18 protein-coding genes are annotated in these 16,420 nt (G+C 70.2%); 4 read left to right on the top strand and 14 right to left on the bottom strand.

The window, feature by feature from the left end:
* Positions 1 to 9 precede the first annotated feature (9 nt).
* Together C8P66_RS02770 and C8P66_RS02765 are read left to right on the top strand one after the other, a co-directional pair.
* Complete coding sequence (locus tag C8P66_RS02770) at positions 10 to 798, top strand: enoyl-CoA hydratase (RefSeq protein WP_111396693.1); 789 nt, start codon at positions 10 to 12, stop codon at positions 796 to 798.
* 70 nt (positions 799 to 868) lie between these two features.
* A complete protein-coding gene (locus tag C8P66_RS02765; protein ID WP_158537071.1) occupies positions 869 to 1,831 on the top strand; it encodes a Bug family tripartite tricarboxylate transporter substrate binding protein in 963 nt (320 codons plus the stop codon).
* Here the strand turns inward: C8P66_RS02765 and C8P66_RS02760 are convergent, their stop codons facing one another.
* Genes C8P66_RS02760 through C8P66_RS02735 form a run of 6 tightly spaced genes read right to left on the bottom strand, consistent with a single transcriptional unit; the run spans position 1,832 to position 7,881 of the window.
* Complete coding sequence (locus tag C8P66_RS02760) at positions 1,832 to 2,812, bottom strand: M48 family metallopeptidase (RefSeq protein WP_111396606.1); 981 nt, start codon at positions 2,810 to 2,812, stop codon at positions 1,832 to 1,834.
* Positions 2,813 to 2,816: 4 nt separating this feature from the next.
* Positions 2,817 to 3,383 (bottom strand): LemA family protein, encoded by a 567-nt coding sequence (locus C8P66_RS02755; protein ID WP_111396605.1) that lies wholly within the window; start codon positions 3,381 to 3,383, stop codon positions 2,817 to 2,819.
* A 58-nt stretch (positions 3,384 to 3,441) separates the two neighbouring features.
* Positions 3,442 to 4,611, bottom strand: a complete 1,170-nt coding sequence (locus tag C8P66_RS02750) for a CaiB/BaiF CoA transferase family protein (RefSeq protein ID WP_111396604.1) — start codon at positions 4,609 to 4,611, stop codon at positions 3,442 to 3,444.
* Positions 4,611 to 5,954, bottom strand: coding sequence for a tetratricopeptide repeat protein (locus tag C8P66_RS02745; RefSeq protein ID WP_111396603.1), 1,344 nt, complete (start codon positions 5,952 to 5,954; stop codon positions 4,611 to 4,613). Before C8P66_RS02745 ends, C8P66_RS02750 begins: the two co-directional genes overlap by 1 nt.
* 23 nt (positions 5,955 to 5,977) lie before the next feature.
* Complete coding sequence (locus tag C8P66_RS02740) at positions 5,978 to 6,838, bottom strand: TIGR01459 family HAD-type hydrolase (RefSeq protein WP_111396602.1); 861 nt, start codon at positions 6,836 to 6,838, stop codon at positions 5,978 to 5,980.
* Positions 6,835 to 7,881, bottom strand: coding sequence for a quinone-dependent dihydroorotate dehydrogenase (locus C8P66_RS02735; RefSeq protein ID WP_111396601.1), 1,047 nt, complete (start codon positions 7,879 to 7,881; stop codon positions 6,835 to 6,837). Before C8P66_RS02735 ends, C8P66_RS02740 begins: the two co-directional genes overlap by 4 nt.
* Before the next feature lie 74 nt (positions 7,882 to 7,955).
* Between C8P66_RS02735 and C8P66_RS02730 the strand changes: the two genes are divergently transcribed.
* On the top strand, positions 7,956 to 8,810 hold the full coding sequence (locus tag C8P66_RS02730; protein WP_245903173.1) for a DMT family transporter: 855 nt from the start codon (positions 7,956 to 7,958) through the stop codon (positions 8,808 to 8,810).
* Between the two features lie 5 nt (positions 8,811 to 8,815).
* Here the strand turns inward: C8P66_RS02730 and C8P66_RS02725 are convergent, their stop codons facing one another.
* From C8P66_RS02725 to C8P66_RS02715, 3 genes are read right to left on the bottom strand one after another with little or no spacing between them, the layout of a single operon-like run.
* The gene (locus tag C8P66_RS02725; protein WP_111396600.1) at positions 8,816 to 9,049 is read right to left on the bottom strand and encodes a DUF2798 domain-containing protein; all 234 of its coding nucleotides are present in this window, start codon (positions 9,047 to 9,049) and stop codon (positions 8,816 to 8,818) included.
* A complete protein-coding gene (locus C8P66_RS02720; protein WP_111396599.1) occupies positions 9,049 to 9,405 on the bottom strand; it encodes a DUF952 domain-containing protein in 357 nt (118 codons plus the stop codon). Before C8P66_RS02720 ends, C8P66_RS02725 begins: the two co-directional genes overlap by 1 nt.
* 34 nt (positions 9,406 to 9,439) lie before the next feature.
* Positions 9,440 to 9,763, bottom strand: coding sequence for a hypothetical protein (locus C8P66_RS02715; RefSeq protein ID WP_111396598.1), 324 nt, complete (start codon positions 9,761 to 9,763; stop codon positions 9,440 to 9,442).
* A gap of 82 nt (positions 9,764 to 9,845) precedes the next feature.
* Here C8P66_RS02715 and C8P66_RS02710 point away from each other — a divergent pair, with 82 nt between their 5' ends.
* A complete protein-coding gene (locus C8P66_RS02710) occupies positions 9,846 to 10,073 on the top strand; it encodes a hypothetical protein (RefSeq protein ID WP_111396597.1) in 228 nt (75 codons plus the stop codon).
* Here the strand turns inward: C8P66_RS02710 and terL are convergent.
* Genes terL through C8P66_RS02685 form a run of 5 tightly spaced genes read right to left on the bottom strand, consistent with a single transcriptional unit; the run spans position 10,070 to position 16,418 of the window.
* On the bottom strand, positions 10,070 to 11,485 hold the full coding sequence (gene terL, locus C8P66_RS02705) for a phage terminase large subunit (RefSeq protein WP_111396596.1): 1,416 nt from the start codon (positions 11,483 to 11,485) through the stop codon (positions 10,070 to 10,072). The two genes, C8P66_RS02710 and terL, sit on opposite strands and share 4 nt — an antisense overlap.
* 6 nt (positions 11,486 to 11,491) lie before the next feature.
* A complete protein-coding gene (locus C8P66_RS02700) occupies positions 11,492 to 11,728 on the bottom strand; it encodes a hypothetical protein (protein WP_146422689.1) in 237 nt (78 codons plus the stop codon).
* A gap of 41 nt (positions 11,729 to 11,769) precedes the next feature.
* On the bottom strand, positions 11,770 to 14,052 hold the full coding sequence (locus tag C8P66_RS02695) for a hydrolase (RefSeq protein WP_111396594.1): 2,283 nt from the start codon (positions 14,050 to 14,052) through the stop codon (positions 11,770 to 11,772).
* A gap of 45 nt (positions 14,053 to 14,097) precedes the next feature.
* On the bottom strand, positions 14,098 to 14,538 hold the full coding sequence (locus tag C8P66_RS02690) for a hypothetical protein (protein ID WP_111396593.1): 441 nt from the start codon (positions 14,536 to 14,538) through the stop codon (positions 14,098 to 14,100).
* Complete coding sequence (locus tag C8P66_RS02685; protein WP_111396592.1) at positions 14,538 to 16,418, bottom strand: hypothetical protein; 1,881 nt, start codon at positions 16,416 to 16,418, stop codon at positions 14,538 to 14,540. The genes C8P66_RS02690 and C8P66_RS02685 overlap by 1 nt, the downstream gene beginning before the upstream one ends.
* Between the last annotated feature and the right edge of the window lie 2 nt (positions 16,419 to 16,420).

The raw sequence follows: 16,420 nt of genomic DNA, 5'->3' as shown, positions 1-16,420 counted from the left end.
ATGGATGGCATGACGAGCCCGATGATGTTGTCGCGCAAGGGCGACGGCATCGGCTGGATGACCTTCAACAATCCGGCGCGGCACAATGCCGTCTCGATGGAGATGTGGGAGGCGGCCGAGGCCATCCTCGCCGACTTCACCGCCGATCCCGCGGTGCGCGTCATCGTCATCAACGGCGCCGGCGGCCGCGCCTTCGTCTCCGGCGCCGATATCTCGAAGTTCGAGAGCGAGCGTTCCTCCGAGGCCGGCGTCGCCGCCTACCAGGCACAGACCGCCCGCGTCTATGACGCGCTGGCCGATTGCCCGAAGCCGACGATCGCGATGATCCAGGGCCATTGCATCGGCGGCGGCACCGCGCTCGCGGTGTGCTGCGACATGCGCATCTGCGAGGAGCGCGCGAGCTTCGGCGTGCCCGCGGCCAAGCTCGGCCTCGGCTATCCGCTGAAGGGCATCCGCCGCCTCGTGGACCTCGTCGGCCCGTCCTTCGCCAAGGAGATCTTCTTCACCGCGAAGAAGTTCACCGCCGAGGATGCGCGGCTCATGGGCCTCGTGAACCGCGTCGTGCCGACCGATGGGCTCGAAGCCTTCGTCACCGACTACGCCGCCACCATCGCCGGCAATGCGCCGCTGACGGTCGGTTCGGTCAAGGCGATCGTGGCCGAGGCGCTGAAGGATCGCGGCCAGGCCGACAACGCGAAATGCGATGCGCTGGTCGCCGGCTGCTTCGCCAGCGCCGATTACATCGAAGGCCGCCGTGCCTTCATGGAAAAGCGCCCGGCCCAATTCCAGGGGCGCTGACACCACAGGACCAGGGTCGCTGACGCGCAGTCGGGGCAACCGCCGCGCGATAATTGGGGAGGCAAACACCATGTTCCAACGTCGCACCATCCTGGGCGCAACCCTGGCCATGCCCGCCATCGCGCGGGCGGAAGAGCCCTTTCCGAACCGGCCGATCCGCGTCGTCGTCGGCTTCGCCGCCGGCGGCAGCACGGATCTGAACACCCGCACCATGGCGCCGAAGCTCAGCGAACTGCTCGGCCAGCCGGTGATCATCGAGAACCGGCCCGGCGCCAGCGGCAATATCGCGACCGAGACCGTCGCCCGCGCGACGCCGGACGGCCATACCCTGCTGATGGGCACCATCGCGGCGCTGGCGGTGAACCCCAGCCTCTTCGCCAACCTCTCCTTCGACCCGCAGACCGATCTGACGCCGATCGTGATGGCCGGCAACGTGCTGAACGTGCTGGTGGTGCCCTCGGACCGCCCCTGGCGCAGCGTCGCCGATCTGATCGCCGCGGCGCGCGCGGCCCCCGATACCATCACCTATGGCAGCAGCGGCGTCGGCGGCGCCGGGCATCTCTCGGGTGCGCTGCTCGACCAGTTGGCGGGAATCAAGACCGTCCATGTGCCGTATCGCGGCGGTGGACCGCTGATGACCGACCTGATTTCCGGCAAGACGGATTATGCCTTCTCCACCGGCCCGACGGCGCTGCCGCAGGTCGAGGGCGGGCGGCTGCGCATCCTCGCAGTCCCCAACATCACCCGCAGCATCCTGCTGCCGGAGGTGCCGACCGTCGCCGAAACCCTGCCGGGCTTCGAGGTGCAGAACTGGAACGCCCTGGTTGGGCCGAAGAACCTGCCGCGCGCCATCGTGGACAAGCTCAACGCCGCGATGCGCGAGACGCTGGCGGACCCGACGGTCGCCGCCAACCTTGGCCGCCATGGCGTGGAGCCGATGCCCTCGACGCCCGAGGAACTCGCCCGCTTCATCCGTGACGAAACCGCGAAATGGGCGCCGATCGTCCGCGCCGCGAACGTCAGCACCAACTGATCACGCAGGCGGCGGGACGGCCTCCACGGTCCTGCCGCCGCCATAGGCGACCAAAGCGGTGATGCGCTGCTCGATGCTCGGATGCGTCGCCCAGAAGCCCGCGCCCGCCTCGCCGGCCGGCCAGTCCAGCATCATCGCCTGCACCTGCTGCGGCAGCGCCTCGATGTTGCTGTGGCCGGCGACCTTCCGCAGCGCCGTGATCATCGCATCCGGGTCCTGCGTCAGCGCGACCGAGCCGGCATCGGCCAGGTATTCGCGGTTGCGGCTGAGCGCCATGCGCAGCAGCGCCCCCAGCACCCCCGCGACGATGATCAGCACCACGCCGACGATCACCGCCCCGCCATTGTTGTTGCGCCGTTGGCCACCGCCGCCCATCGCGCGGAAGCGGATGCCGCGGCCGATGATCTCGGCCAGCAGCGACAGGATGCCGGCGAAGACCGCCGCGATCACCCCCAGCCGGGCATCGCCGTTGCGCAGATGCGTCACCTCATGCGCCAGCACCGCCGATAATTCGCGGTCATCCAGGCTGTCCAGCAGCCCGCGCGTGACGCTGACGCTGCCACGATCGCGCGCGAGGCCGGAGGCGAAGGCGTTGCGCGCCTCGGTCTCGATGATGGCGAGGCGCGGCATCGGCAGGCCACGGCTGATGCACAGCACCTCCATCGCATTCCACAGCCGGGGCTCCTCCAGGCGGGTGACGGCGTGCGAGCCGGTCATCCGGTCCAGCATCCATTGATGCAGCGCCCAGGCAATGAGGAACCAGATCCCCGCCGCCACCAGCGACACCACAAAAATCGCCGGCAGGGCGTTCCAGGCGACGGCGAAACTATCCGCAGAGCCTTTGCCGTTGCCGCCCCCACCCAGGATCAGCACCAGGCCGAACCCCGCCATGGTCAGCAGGACCGGGAAGCCGGCCAGCAAGGCCCAGCCACGCGCGGCGGTGTTCCAGCTCCAGCTCTGAAGCCCGGTCGCGGTCAGCAAGGTGTCAGAACTTCACGGCCGGGGGCGTATAGGCAACCTTCCGCTCATCCTCCGGCATCGAGAAGCTTTCCTGCGCCCGGAACCCCATGGCGCCGGCGAAGAGCACCGCCGGGATCTGCCCGATCGCGGCATTGAACTCGGCGACGCTGTTGTTGAAGAACCGGCGGGAGGCCGCGATCTTGTTCTCCAGATCGGAAAGTTCGCGTTGCAGGCCGAGGAAATTCTCATTGGCGCGCAGGGTCGGATAGGCTTCCGACAGCGCGAAAACCTGCCGCAACGCGCTGCTCAGCGCCCCTTGCGCGACGCCGGCCTCGGCCGGGCCATGGGCGCTGGCGGCGGCGTTGCGGGCGGCGATCACGGCTTCCAGCGTGCCGCGTTCATGGCCGGCGGCCCCCTTCACCGATTCCACGAGGTTCGGCACCAGATCGAGACGCTGCTTCAGCATCACGTCGATGTCGCTCCAGGACTGGGTGACCGTGGTCCGCAGCGACACCAGGCGGTTGTAGATCACGACGAACAGCATCACCGCCGCGGCGATGATGCCGAGCACAACCCAAAGCCCTGTGGACATGCGCCAATCTCCCTGTGCGGTTGGCGGATTTAGGCCCGCCGCCCGAACGATTGGCAAGTCACTCGATTTGCACGACCCCGGCATCCGCCAGCGCCCGCGCGTCGAAACCAAGCTCGGCCAGAAGGGCGGCGGTGTCATGGCCCGACACCGGCGGCTGCGTCCGCAGCGGCAGCGGCCCGTCGCCCATGACGATGGGGGTGACGGGCAGACGCGCCTCAACCTCGGGGGTCAGGGCATGGATCGGCATGCCACCGCCCGCCAGCAGATGCGGGTCGAGGAACAGATCGTCGGGCCGGTTGACCGGGGCGGCGGGGATCAGCGCGGCATTGCAGGCCGCCATCACCTCGCGGATCGTCATGGTCGCGAACAGCGCGGTCAGCCGCGGCATGATCCGGTCCCGATGTGTCACCCGCTGGCTGTTGGTGGCGAGCCCCGGATCATCCCCAAGATCGGACAGTTCCGGGAAGGCCGCGACCAGACGCTGCCAATGCTGGTCGCTGACCACGCCCACAAAGACCTGCCCGTCGGACACCTCGAAGATGTCATAGATCGCCCAGGTCTGGCGCCGCTCCGTCATCGGCGCCAGAGGCGTGCCGGAGATGGCCCCGGCCGCCATGTGCTGCGCGACCAGGAAGGCCACCGTCTCGAACAGGCTGGCGGCGACGGCCTGGCCCTTGCCGGTGATCTCTCGCTGGTGAAGGGCCGCGAGGATGCCGATCACCCCGAACATGCCGCCCATGATATCGACCACGCTGGCGCCCGCGCGCAGCGGCCGCCCCGGCGGGCCGGTCATGAAGGCGAGGCCGCCCTGCATCTGCACGACCTCGTCCAAGGCCGGCAGGTTCTCGTAGGGGCCGGGCAGATAGCCCTTCAGCGAACAATAGACGAGGCGCGGATTGACGCGGGCCAGCGCCGCGGCGTCCAGCCCCAGGCGCTCCATGGTGCCTGGCGCGAAATTCTCGACCACCGCATCGGCGGTCTCCACCAGCTTCAGCACGATCTCCTTCCCGCGCGGGTCCTTCAGATCCACGGCGAGGGACCGCTTGTTGCGGTTGAAGGTGCCGAAGAAGCCGACGCCGAAGCCCCCCAGCCGCCGGGTGCGGTCGCCGCCGGGGGGTTCGACACGGATCACCTCCGCCCCCAGATCCGCCAGGATCACCCCGCAGGAGGGGCCCATGATGGTGTGACCGAAATCAAGGATACGAAGCCCGGCGAGCGGAAGTGACATCAATATGCGACCTGTCCTGCGTGGTGCCGATAGATGGCGCGGCGTTCGGGGGGCACCGGGCAGCGGCCGGCGGCGCGTTCCAGCAAAGCGCGCGCCTCGGCGGCCATCCCCGCCTTCATCGCGCTGTCCAGGAACAACAGTTCCAGCACTGACTGCTGCGCGTGGCTGCCGCCAAGCTCGCCCATGGTGGAGAGCGCGGGGCGCATCGCCGCCACCGCCTCGGCATGTTCGCCGCGCGCGTGGTGCAGCGCGGCGCGGCAGGCGGGCAGCCCGCTGCGGGCCAGGATGCGGGCATTGGTGCCAGTGCCTTGCGCGCCCTCGGCCACCGCATCCAGCAACCGCGACGCCTGCTGGAAGCGCCCGGTGGCGCCCAGCGCCATCACCCAATGCGGCAGGGTGAAGGCCGATTGGGTGTCGCCGATGCGGGCCTCGGCCTTGTCGGCCAGCTCGACCCAGCGATTGCCGACATCGACCCCCTGCAAGCCCAGCCGGAACAGCATCGAGGCGGCGTTCTGCACATCGACGAACATGTCAGGCAGCGCCTCGGTCAGCGGGCTGGCGAGGTCGCGGAAGCCGCGGTCGTAGAGGCCCAGCACCTGCGCCGTATCGCCATGCTCGAAGTGAAAGAGCGCGCGGTGCCACAGCAGATGGTGGCGGATGCTGTTGGCCTGTTCCCAGTTCGGCTCCAGCGCGGCGAGCCAGGTGATGCCCTCGCTGCGCCGCCCCTGCATTTCCAGCACATGGGCGACGCCATGCGCGGCCCAGACATCGGTCGGCACCAGATCGACCGCCTGCCGCCCGGCCGTCTCGGCCTCGGCATAGCGGCCCACTTCCTCGAAGGCGAAGCAGCGGCAGGCGAGCCAGCTTGGCCAATGCGCGAGGTCGCTGCCCCAATGCGGCGCGGTGCGTTCCACCGCCGCCGCCATCTGCGGGCCGCGGCCCAGCCAGAAGGCGACGAAGTGATGCAGCCGGAAGGCCAGGGCATCGGTCGGATGCTCGGCCAGGATCAGCTCCCAGATCGCCAGCGCCTGGTCGCTGTCATCCCGGGTCCAGGCGTCCAGCGCCGCGGCATGGGCGCGTTCGCGCGGGGTGCCGCCCGCCGCCAGCGCAAGTGCGGCGGATTTGCGCGCCGAGGGCAGCGCGCCGGCGTTGTAGGTCAGCATGGCGAAGCTGCCGCGCAGGATGGCGGCGAAGGGCGCCCCCGGGTCCAGCGCCAGGAACGCCTTCAGCTTCGCCGGGGTGTCCTGGCGATAGGCCATATAGGCGGCGATGGCGGCGTCGAAGGCACAGGCGGCCTCCGCGGAGGCCAAGGTGACGGGCAGGCCGTGAGCGTCGGTATGCATGGGCGCAGGATCGGCCGCGCCGCTTACCAGCGCAAGCCGGTCAGGGCGGCGATCGGTGAAACCCCGGCGATCTTCGCCTCCAGCGCCAGGGCTTGCGGATCGGGGCGGCCATGGGCGATGGCGGCAAGCCCGGTCAGCGCCCAGACCGCATCGATCCCCGCCGCCTGCGCCCCGGCCAGATCGGTGCGCGGGCTGTCGCCGATCGCGACCACACGGGACAGGTCGCCGATGCCCAGCAGTTCCAGCACCGGCGGGTAGGAGCGCGGGTCGGGCTTGCCGACCTCGAAGATCTCGCCGCCGCCGAGGGCCGCGTAGCGATCGGCCAGCGCGCCCGCGGCGATCAGCTTGGCGCCGCCGACCATCACCTCGCGGTCCGGGTTGCAGCAGATCATCGGCAGTTTGCGGGCGGCGGCGGCGCGCAGGGCGGGTTCGTAGAAGCGCACGTCATGCGCGCCCAGCACCGGCTCCGGCCCGGTGTTCAGCACGAATTCGGCGCCGGTCGCCGTTTTGATCAATTGCAGGTCCAGCCCCTCGGCGATCGAGAGGTCGCGCTCCGGGCCGATATGGAAGGCGCGGGTGCCGAGCCCCGCGAAGAAGGGCAGGTCCCGCCGCAGCAGATAGCGCCGGGTCAATTCGCCGCTGGTCATGATCCCGTCGTAGAGCGCCGCCCCGATCCCCATGCCCGCCAGCATGTCGGCGATGAACCAGGCGCGGCGGGGGGCGTTGGAGAGGAAGACGACCTGCTTGCCCATCGCCTGCAACTGCGCCAGCGCCTGGGTCACCCCGGCATAAGGCTGCCGCCCGTCATGCACCACGCCCCAAAGGTCGAGGATGAAGCCGTCATATTTCTCGGCCAGGTCGGCGATGCCGTCGAGGATGATCATGCGTCCACTCCCACCGCCGCGGCGGCCGATCCAAACCCATCCCGCCGCAGCAGGGCCGCGAGCCCCTGCTTCATGCGGGGCACCAGCGCCGGCCCGTCATAGGCCAGCGCCGCATAGAACTGCACCAGCGTCGCCCCTGCCCGGATCTTGGCATAGGCATCCTCGGCCGAGCCGACCCCGCCGCAGCCGATCAGGGTGAGACGGCCGGCCGCCAGCCGGAACACCGCGCGGAGCATCGCCGTCGAGGGCGCGAACAGTGGCGGCCCGGACAGGCCACCGGCCTGGACCTTCTGCGGGCTGCGCAGGCTGTCGGGCCGGGCGATGGTGGTATTGGCCACGATCAGCCCCGCCACGCCGCGCGCGACACAGGCCTCGACCAAAGCGGGCAGCGCGTCCTCGGCCAGATCGGGGGCGATCTTCACCAGCACCGGCATGGCGGGGCCGATGGCCTGGATCGAGTCCAGGATGGCGATCAGCCGCGCCTCGCCCTGCAGGTCACGCAGGCCCGGGGTGTTGGGGCTGCTGACATTGACCACGACGTAATCCGCCGCACCCGCCAGCGCCTGCACCATCGCGGCATAGTCGCGGGTGGGCTCGCTGCCGTCCTTGTTGAGCCCGAGGTTGGCGCCCAGCACCGCCGGCAGCGGCCGCTTCAGCGCCAGCAGCCGAGAGCGGAAGGCTTCCAGCCCGTCGTTGTTCATGCCCATCCGGTTGATGACGGCGCGATCCTCCGCAAGCCGGAACAGCCGTGGGCGCGGATTGCCCGGCTGGCCGCGTGGGGTCACGCTGCCGGCCTCGACATGGCCGAAGCCGAGCCGCATCAAAGGCAAGATCGCCACGGCGTTCTTGTCGAAACCGGCGGCGAGGCCCAGCGGATTGCGGAACTCGCGCCCGAAGGCGGTCACCGCCAAAATCGGGTCGTCCGGGGTCCGATCGGTGCCGGCGAGGCCGAGGGCGAGGCCGCGCAAGGCGAGGCCATGGGCCGCCTCCGGGTCCATCCCACGCAGGAGGGGCATCAGGGCGGAGGCAAGGGCGGGTGTCATATCACGCGCTTGTTGCATCGCGGCACCACCTTGGGAAGGTTGACCCGGCGCCCCCACGGCCGCAAAGCCCGCCGGTGCGCGCCCCCCTGACCATGTTGCTCGGCCTTGGGCTCTTCGCGGTGCTCGACGCCAATTCCAAACATCTCTCGGGCGTCTATCCGGTGGCCCAGGTCATCCTGCTGCGCCATCTGGTGCTGCTCGTGGCGCTGGTGGTGGCGCGGCTGGTCTGGCCGGGCGCGGGCGGCGCGTTGCGCTCCTCGGCGCCGGGCCGGCATCTGGCGCGGGCGGGGGGGATGCTCGGGGCCTCGGTCTGCTACTTCCTCGCCTTCCGCTCGCTGGCGCTGGCCGAGGGCTACCTCGTCTTCTTCACCGCCCCCTTCATGACCCTGGGCCTCGCGGCCTGGCTGCTGCGGGAGAAGCTGCCGGCCACGGCCTGGATCTGGGCGGGGGTCGGATTTTCCGGCGTGCTGATCGCCATGGCGCCGGACCTGCGCTCGGGCGGGAATTGGAACGCCTATCTCTTCGCCTTCGGCGGCACCATCTGCCACGCCATCGTCATGACCGCGAACCGCGGGCTGCGGCATGAGGGCGGCTTCGCGCGGCTGGTGGTCTGGCCGGCGGCGCTGGCGGTGCCACTGCTGCTGCCCTTCGCCATCGCCGAATGGCAGCCGCCGCCGGCCTCCGATTTCCTGGCGCTGGCGGCGAACGGGCTGCTGGCGGGGGCGGCGAACCTGTGTCTCGCGGTCGCCTTCCGGCTGGCCAATGCCGCCCGGCTGGCACCGCTGGAATATTCCGCGCTGGTCTGGGCGGTCGGCTTCGACGTGCTGTTCTGGAACGACTGGCCGGGGGTCTGGACCCTGGTGGGGGCCGCGGTGATCGTGCTGGCCTGCGGGATGAGCCAGCGCGGGATCAAGCCGGCGCCCGGTTGAGCCGTTCAGGCTGAGCCGGTCATCCGCGCGACCAGCAGCCGCACGCGCGGGGCCACGATCGTCAGCAGCGGAAAGGCGATCAGCCAGGACATGGCCCAGGCGCGCAGCCAGCGCGGCAGATAGCCCGCAAAATCCGGCGCCATCCCAAGCGCCACCGACACCGCCGAGACGAAGCAGGTCATGATCGCCGAGACGATCAGCCCGAACAGCAGCGGGCCGTGGCGGGGCGGGATCCGCATCAGGCGATGCCCTCGGGGAAGACATGCAGCCCATCCGCGCCGAGCGGCAGCGGCACCACCCGCCGCACCGCCGCCATCGGCAGCGGCCCATAGAGATGCGGGAACAGCCCGGGCCGCGAGCCGCCCGCCGCCGGCTCCCAGACCAGCACCGCCCCCAGCGCCGCCGGGTCCGCGCAGACCAGCAGCAGGTCGGTAATGCCGGCGCGGTGCTTCGCGGCACTGGCCCGGACCTGGTCGGGGTTGGAGAAATGCAGGAAGCCGTCGCGGCGGTCATCCGCGCTGCCGGTATAGGCGCCATCCTGTTCGGCGGCGGTCCAGTCCGGGCGGCGGACGAGGGTGAGGATCATCATGTCCATGGCGGCGGCTGCTACACCGCCGCGGGACGCCGGGCTACCGCTTTTGGGCGTGGTACTGCGCGGCGGCGGCGGCGGCGCTGCGGCTCACCTCGTCCAGCTTCTCCTCGATCCGCAGCAGATGCTGGGTCAGGCGCTGGTCCACGTCCCGGATCAGCGACAACGGCACATAGGTGCGCGCGACCTCGACCTTGAAGGCCGAAAGATCCTCGCGCGTGCGGGCCAGCGCATCGGGTGGCGGGCCGGCTTCGCGGGGCGCCAGGCGCTCCGCCAGCTCCCGCCGCAGCATGTAGATCAGCCAGATCATGGCCGCGACCAAAGGCGTCTGGGCCAGCTGGGTCAGCACTTGCGTATCGGTCATCGGACCCCTCGTGGCGGAATGAGCATTGCGGGGCCATGCCGCCCACCCCATTTTCCGGGTCGGGCAGCATGGAAACGGGACGATGTGGAACGAACCCTATCTTGAGACCTGCTGCCGTTCCGCCCTGCATCGCCTGTCACAGGTGAGCCGCGAGGGCCGGCCCGACGGGCTGAAGGACAATGGCTGCCTGCGCCGGTTGGCCGGCATGGGCTTTTGCGCGCAGGGGGCGGACGACCGCTGGTGGCTGACCGAGGCCGGCGTGGCGCGGCATGCCTCCGAGGTGCTGAAGCTGCGCCCGACGGCGGCCTAACCCCGCCAATCCGGGCGGCGCGGCGCCGGCGGCAGCCCCGGCAGCCGCACCGGCTCGGCCAGCAGGCAGCCAGCCAACGCATCCAGCGCGTCATCATGGCCGCCCGGCGTATCCGGCTGCCATTCGGACATTTCGGCGAAGAAGCGCGGGGTCGCGGCCTGGTCGTGCACATGCAGGCGCCGGGCCGCCATCACCGGATCCAGCGCGCCCAGGATGCGGCGGGATTTGGCCTCGCGCTGGGAGACCTCCACCACCGCGCAGGCCGCACCGGCGCGCGCCATCTCCCGCCGCAGGATCGCGGGCAGGAAGCGGCCGATGCCATTGGTCTCCACCCGCACCGCCGGCAGCAGCAGATCCCGCGCGATCCGCGCCACCGCCGCGCATTGCTGCGTCGCGGGGTCGGTGGCGCTGGCGGGGTCATGCGTCAGCCAATGCAGCCGGTGCAGATAGTGGTTGCCCTCCGCATCCGCGTAGCAGGCCGCCAGCACCGAGCCATCCCCCTGCCCCGGCCGCCCGAAGGCCGGGTCCCAGAACGCCCCGCCCGAGACCATCCGCCGCCCCATCAGCCGCAGCACCGGGCGGCCATTGGCCTCGGCATAATCGGTCTCCTCGGCGTAGCGGACCATCACCGCGGGATCCAGCCGCGCGGCCTGCACCGCGACGGGTTCGAGCTGCATCTGGCGGCGGAACTCGATCGGGCCGACGCGGGTCCGCAACGCCGCGACATGCGCCGCCGAGAACCGTTCCGGCCAGACGCTGGCACCATCGGCATCCAGCAGCGGGATGCGCAGCGCGCGAAACCCGACCGCGAAACCGGCGGGGTCGTAGAGCGTCTCGCTGGTATGCGGCGTGCCGACCAGCAGCATGCTGCCGCCGGGGACGAGGACGAACTCCGCCTCCCGCAGTCTTTCACGCAATGAGTCGCGCTTGCCGGCGGTGTCGCAATTCCCGGCGACCTCGACGTCATCGCCGATGATCACCTCGGCGCGGCTGCCGGTGATGTTGCCCTCGATGCCGGCCGCCAGCATCGACGGGTCGCGCAAGGCGCCCGGGCGTTTGACCGAGAAGCGGTCGGCCGCCCAGGACTCCGGCGCCGCTTCGCGCAGATGCGCGCAGAGCGGATGCCGTTCGATGATGCGCCGCACGTTGGAGACCATCTTCGTCGCCAGCGCGTGATCGGCGGCCAGGACCAGGATGCGCGTATCCGGCCGCCGCGCCAGCAGCCAGGCGCAGTAGAGCCCGACCAGCGTCGATTTGCCGCAGCCGCGAAACGCCATCAGCAGCTGATGGCGCTCCCCGGCCGCCTGGCGCGTCTGCAGCCAGCGCGCGATCCGCCGGTGCAGCGGCGGCAGCGCCAGGCCCTGGCGTTTGTTCCAGACCCAGATGAAGGCATCGAGATCGGGGTCGCCCATGCTTGGCTACTCCTCGTCGTCAGGGGGACCCATGTCGGAGCTGGCCTGGGCCAGAAGATCCTCGCCAGCGGCGACGGCTTCGGCGGCGCCGCCCGTGGGTTTGAGCAGTTTCAACAGATGTTCGAGATGCGCGAGCGCCGCGCGCCCCCCCGCGTGCCAGGCGGTGAAGGCCTTGGGGTCCTCATCCGCCGAGGGCGAGCATCGCCGCAGGTAGTCACTGTACTTCGCGACCACGATGGCCACGGCCTCTTCCAGCTCCTCCTTTCCCCGCAGGTTTGGCGCCGTCACGCCTTGACCACCCGCACCCGGACCGTGCCGGGGTTGAGGTCGATCGCGACGGCGGTGCGGTTCCAGGCGGTGACGGTGACGATATCCGAGGCCCCTACCTGCGCCAGGAACAGCATCCCGCTGGTCGCGAGGCTGAAGGCAGCCTGGCAGTAGTCGCCCGGCCGCGTGCCCGGCACGGTGACGTTGAGCGTGGCCGAGGCCCCGGCGGCAACGCTGGGCGGGTCCCAGGCCAGTTCGGCCCGCAACTCGCGCACGCCATGCGGCATATCCGGCAGCCCATAGAGCACCGGCGGGGAAAACACCGGATCGCAGGCGAGACGCATCGCGCGCACCTCGTAATCCGCGGTCAGCCGGCCAACCCCGATGATGGCGTAAGCCACCTGCGGTTCCAGCCGCACGGTCTGCAACCGCGTCAGCGCCGCATCGGTCATATCCGCCGAGCCCTGCCACCAGCGCGCCCCGGTGGAGTACTGCATGGTCTGGCCGCTGGCGCGCACCAACTGCCCCGCCGCGTCGGTGAGCAGGGCCTTGTCGATATCGAAGCACTGCACGATGAGGCGCGGCGCGTCCGCATCCACGGCCAGCGCGAAATCCCGGCAGGTGCGGCTGTCCACCACGAAGCCGAGTCCGCGCCCGCCGACCAGGATCGCGCCCCGGTCGGTCAAGGTGATGCTGTCCAGCGCCGGGAAGGCAAAATCCGAGACCAGGCTCGGCGTGCCACTGACATTGGTCGAGAGCACGGCCATGCGTTCGAAGCCGACTTCGGTGGTATTCCAACGGATCGATGCGGCCCGCAGGTTCGGCACCGAGGCGAGTTCCCTGACCGCTTCCCGATGCGCGATGGCCTGGTGGTGGCGGCGCACCACCGAGCCAGTGCGTGTGGCGGTGGTGGTGTAGTCCACATCGACAAGGTAGCCCTGGCTCGCCCAGGCGACCTCATAGACATGGTCCTGCGCCGCGGCGGTATGGCGGGCGACGAATGCGTCGCAGCCCTCCATCCGCAGGTTGCGGACGATGACCGCGCGGCTGTTCACCTCGACCAGGAAGGGGATGCCGGTGATCGGCTTGTCCCGCGACTGCAACTCGAAATTCGGTCCGTCGAAGACATGTCGGTTGTGCGCGACATAGGCGCCGGGGGCGGCGGAGAAGCGCACGCCGTAGCGGTCCTTGTCCACATTCACCGACATGCCATGCGCGAAATGCCCGCCGTAGTAACGCACCGATGTGTTCCAGGCCGCCGCCGTCGCCGTCCGCACATCCAAGCCGATGCCGTTGTTCACAAGCCGGTCGAGATGGACCTCGCTATCCTCGAAGCCGCGCTCGACGCCGAGGGTGCGGACGCCGATACAAAAACCCTCGACCTGGCGAACGTCCAGCACGCTGGCATCGAGGTTGCGCGCGACGATGCCGATGTCGTTCTCATCCGACCAGTCGCTGATCGTGGCGCGCAGGACGCGCAGGCCGCGATAGGATTTTTGGGTGTTGCGCACCGCCGCACCGTCGCCAAGCGTCAGCGCCGTGGTCCCGGCCGGGCCCGCATAGATGATCGAGCCCAGCATCACCAGGCCCGCCGCCCCGCCGCCCAGCACCAGCGGCATGGTGGTGCGGTGCGAGCCCTCGCCGATCTCCAGCATCCGGCCGGAGGCGACGGCGGCATTCATCGCCGCCTGCAAGGCCGGCCCGTCGTCGTTCAGCCCATCCGCCATGGCACCGAAATCGCGCGCGGTCAGGCGTTCGGCGAACTTGTCCTCGGCGGTGCGCGGGATGGCGCCGCTGTAGGGGCTGGTCATCACCGCCGCATCGCGCGGGAAGGAGGTGATGCCGCCCAGGCTGTCGAAGCCCAGCAGCCGGTTCGCGCGCATGTCCCGCGGCGGCATCACCATGCCGCCGCTGGGCTCGGAGGGGTCGAGGCGCAGCGTGCCGCCCATCTCCTCGCGCAGATCCTGCAAGGCGGCGACCTGGCGGTCCAGCTCGTCATTCAGCGTATTGGCGCGCAACAACCCGTTCGACTGGTAGTCGGTCACGCGCTCGACTTTTACGCGCCGGCGCAGGGTCACGACAGAGCCCGTTGCGGGCGCCGGGGCGAAGGTGACGCTGCCACCTTCGCTGAGCCCGGCGCCGGAGATGTTGTAGCCCGGGGGCGAGGCGGTGCCTGCGACCAGCACCTCCAGATCCTCGGCGCCGAAAATCGGGAAGGGATAGGTGAAGACGGTCTGGGCGCCATCGGCCGCGTATTGCACGCGCGGTGCGACGTCGCCGATGCGGATGTGCTCGGACATCGGGGGTTCCTGTCGTGTGCGATTGCGAACGGGTGTGTCTGGGTCTCAGTCGAGCAGCGAGCGCACGGTGCCGCCGAAGCTCTGCCCGGCGCGCAGCCAGGTCGTCAGCGAGCCATCGGTGTTCAGCAGCGACCTGCGGCCCGCCGCGAGGCGCGCCTGGAAGCCGGCATTGCTGTCGGCCTGGGCGGCGGCGGCATCCTCCGCCATGCCGGCCGTGATCGCCGCCGCCGAGCCCTGGTCGGGGCTGACGCCGGAGGCCGCAAGGCGGGCGCGGGTGGAGGCCACGGTGCGATCCAGCGTCGCCTGCCGCTCGCGCGCATCGGTCGATGATTGCACGGCGATCTGTTCGGCGCGCTGGAGGGCCTCGGCCTCGGCCTGTTGGCGCTGGGCCTTGGCCTGGGCGGATTGCGTGCTCGCCTGACGGCTGGTGGCGTAGAGCGAGACGCCGGTGCCGACCAGGGTCGCGACGGGGGCGAGTGCGGCCATCAGTCGGGCATCCTTGTTTCGGTGGTGACGGACAGGAGCGTGACGGGCAGCGGCGTGTTGCCGGAGATGCGCCAGAGCGGCTCGGCCAGCGTCCGGCGCCAGCCAAAGGCGCGCAGCGCGATGTCGCCGGTGAAGCGTGGCGGCGCCGCATCCAGCAGCGCCGTGTCCAGCCGCCGGAACGGCACCGGCCGCAGCCCGCGGCCGAGATCGACCTCCAACGCCGCGGTCTCCAACAGGCGGAAGGTGACGGCGACAAGGCGAACGGGGCCGGTCCGCACGCCCATGCTGGTGCTGGCCTCGGGCGGCAGCGGCTCGACCTCATGCGTGAAGGGCAGGCCGACCTGCACCGAGAGGCTCGGCGGATCGACCGCCACCCGGCCATCGGCAACGATCCCGAGGCCGCGCGGCGCGCCATCGGCCAGCACGGTGACGCTGTGGCCCTCCAGGTGCGCGAGGCCCGACCAGACATCCTGTTCGGTCGCCGCCGTGCCGGAGAGTGCGGCATCCGACGAGACATCCGCATCGAAGCGTTCGAGCCTGAGGCTGCCCGCACGCTCGACCGTGACATAGACAGCGCCGTCCAATTCGGCGACGGCGCGAAAGGCGCCCTCCGTCTCCTGCCGGGTCCAGGCGGTGACCTGTTCGGTGCGGTACAGCGTCAGCGTGGACAGCCCGCCATCGGCCATGACCAGATGCAGCAGCCGCGTCACCTGGTCATAGGCCATTGAGACCGGGCGCGCGATCAGATGATGCGCGACCAGCGCGAGGTCGCTCGCCTGATAGGCCTGCTGCACATCGGTATAGGCGAATTCATGCACCGCGCGATTGCTGCGCGCGATGAAGATCGTGCTGCCATCGACATCGACGGGCGGCACGATGCGATCCACCGGGCTGCCCACGCGCGTCTGCCGCGTGAGCTGGATCGAGGAGGGTGTCAGCGGATCGCCGCTCACCATCCATTCCGCGCCGGAGGTGAACACCTGCAGATGCCGGCCGCTGAACACGCCGCGGATCGCATTCACCTGGTCCGACAACAGCGAGAACTCGATCCCCTGGTCGTCGAGACCCGCGCCCAGGTCGAAATCCGACAGATCGCCGGATCGCGACAGCCACAGCCGGTTCGGCAGGTCGCGCGACCCGCCGAGCACCAGCCGGTCCTGATGGAAGCAGGCCGTCACCGGCCAGCCGCGTGCCGCGCAGAAGGCCGATTCCTGCCAGTCCGGCGTCGCATTGGTATCGGTCAGCGTATCGATGACCGTGGCCACGACATGCTGCGCATTGACGAAAGCCGTGATAGCAACTTGCTTCCCCGCGATCAGCAGCCGCGACCCGACATGGGTCGGCAGGAAAATGGGCGCCGCGGCCGTGACCGCGACCGAGCCACTGGTGGCGCTCGCCGCGATCATCAGATCGGGGGGGGCGAAACGCGCCCAAGGGCTGCGGGTGAAGGCGAACTCCTGCACCGTCCAGGCGGTGTGCCCGGTGCGGGTGATGCGCTGCGGCGGCATCTCGGGATGCAGCAGGATCAGCGTATCGGCGTTCTGGGTGAAGGCGAGATGCGGCAGCATCGCCTCAGTCCAGGGCCCCGCCACGCTCACCACCTCGGCGTCGTTCACGAACACCGCCATGCGCTGATGCGTCAGCACCAGCAGATAGGTCTGCTCGGTGTTGAACTCGAAGGCGATGAGGCGCGCGGCCCCCGGCAGCATGGCGAGATGCCGCAGTCCCGGCCTGCGCGCGACGCCGCCGGTCGGCTGGATCACCACATTCCGCAGCCGTCGCGCACCGGCCTCATAGGCGCGCAGATCGGCGCGGCCGAGCAGTTCGGGCGCGAGTTCGCCGGCGGTGAAACTCGTCTTGATGCGGGTGACGCTGGGCATCG

This window comes from Humitalea rosea (assembly GCF_003253705.1).
Classification (GTDB): Bacteria; Pseudomonadota; Alphaproteobacteria; order Acetobacterales; family Acetobacteraceae; genus Humitalea; species Humitalea rosea.
The sequence above is the reverse complement of the archived record's forward strand: the minus strand, read 5'-3'. Positions and strand labels throughout refer to the sequence as shown.

Coding starts and splice junctions, on each gene's coding strand:
- C8P66_RS02740 (WP_111396602.1), bottom strand. CDS start 6,838: ATGATCATCCTCGACGGCATCGCCGACCTGGCCGAGAAATATGACGGC.
- C8P66_RS02755 (WP_111396605.1), bottom strand. CDS start 3,383: ATGTCCACAGGGCTTTGGGTTGTGCTCGGCATCATCGCCGCGGCGGTG.
- C8P66_RS02765 (WP_158537071.1), top strand. CDS start 869: ATGTTCCAACGTCGCACCATCCTGGGCGCAACCCTGGCCATGCCCGCC.
- C8P66_RS02685 (WP_111396592.1), bottom strand. CDS start 16,418: ATGCCCAGCGTCACCCGCATCAAGACGAGTTTCACCGCCGGCGAACTC.
- C8P66_RS02720 (WP_111396599.1), bottom strand. CDS start 9,405: ATGGACATGATGATCCTCACCCTCGTCCGCCGCCCGGACTGGACCGCC.
- C8P66_RS02715 (WP_111396598.1), bottom strand. CDS start 9,763: ATGACCGATACGCAAGTGCTGACCCAGCTGGCCCAGACGCCTTTGGTC.
- C8P66_RS02745 (WP_111396603.1), bottom strand. CDS start 5,954: ATGCATACCGACGCTCACGGCCTGCCCGTCACCTTGGCCTCCGCGGAG.
- C8P66_RS02735 (WP_111396601.1), bottom strand. CDS start 7,881: ATGACACCCGCCCTTGCCTCCGCCCTGATGCCCCTCCTGCGTGGGATG.
- C8P66_RS02695 (WP_111396594.1), bottom strand. CDS start 14,052: ATGTCCGAGCACATCCGCATCGGCGACGTCGCACCGCGCGTGCAATAC.
- C8P66_RS02770 (WP_111396693.1), top strand. CDS start 10: ATGACGAGCCCGATGATGTTGTCGCGCAAGGGCGACGGCATCGGCTGG.
- C8P66_RS02725 (WP_111396600.1), bottom strand. CDS start 9,049: ATGCGGATCCCGCCCCGCCACGGCCCGCTGCTGTTCGGGCTGATCGTC.
- C8P66_RS02750 (WP_111396604.1), bottom strand. CDS start 4,611: ATGTCACTTCCGCTCGCCGGGCTTCGTATCCTTGATTTCGGTCACACC.
- C8P66_RS02710 (WP_111396597.1), top strand. CDS start 9,846: ATGTGGAACGAACCCTATCTTGAGACCTGCTGCCGTTCCGCCCTGCAT.
- terL (WP_111396596.1), bottom strand. CDS start 11,485: ATGGGCGACCCCGATCTCGATGCCTTCATCTGGGTCTGGAACAAACGC.
- C8P66_RS02690 (WP_111396593.1), bottom strand. CDS start 14,538: ATGGCCGCACTCGCCCCCGTCGCGACCCTGGTCGGCACCGGCGTCTCG.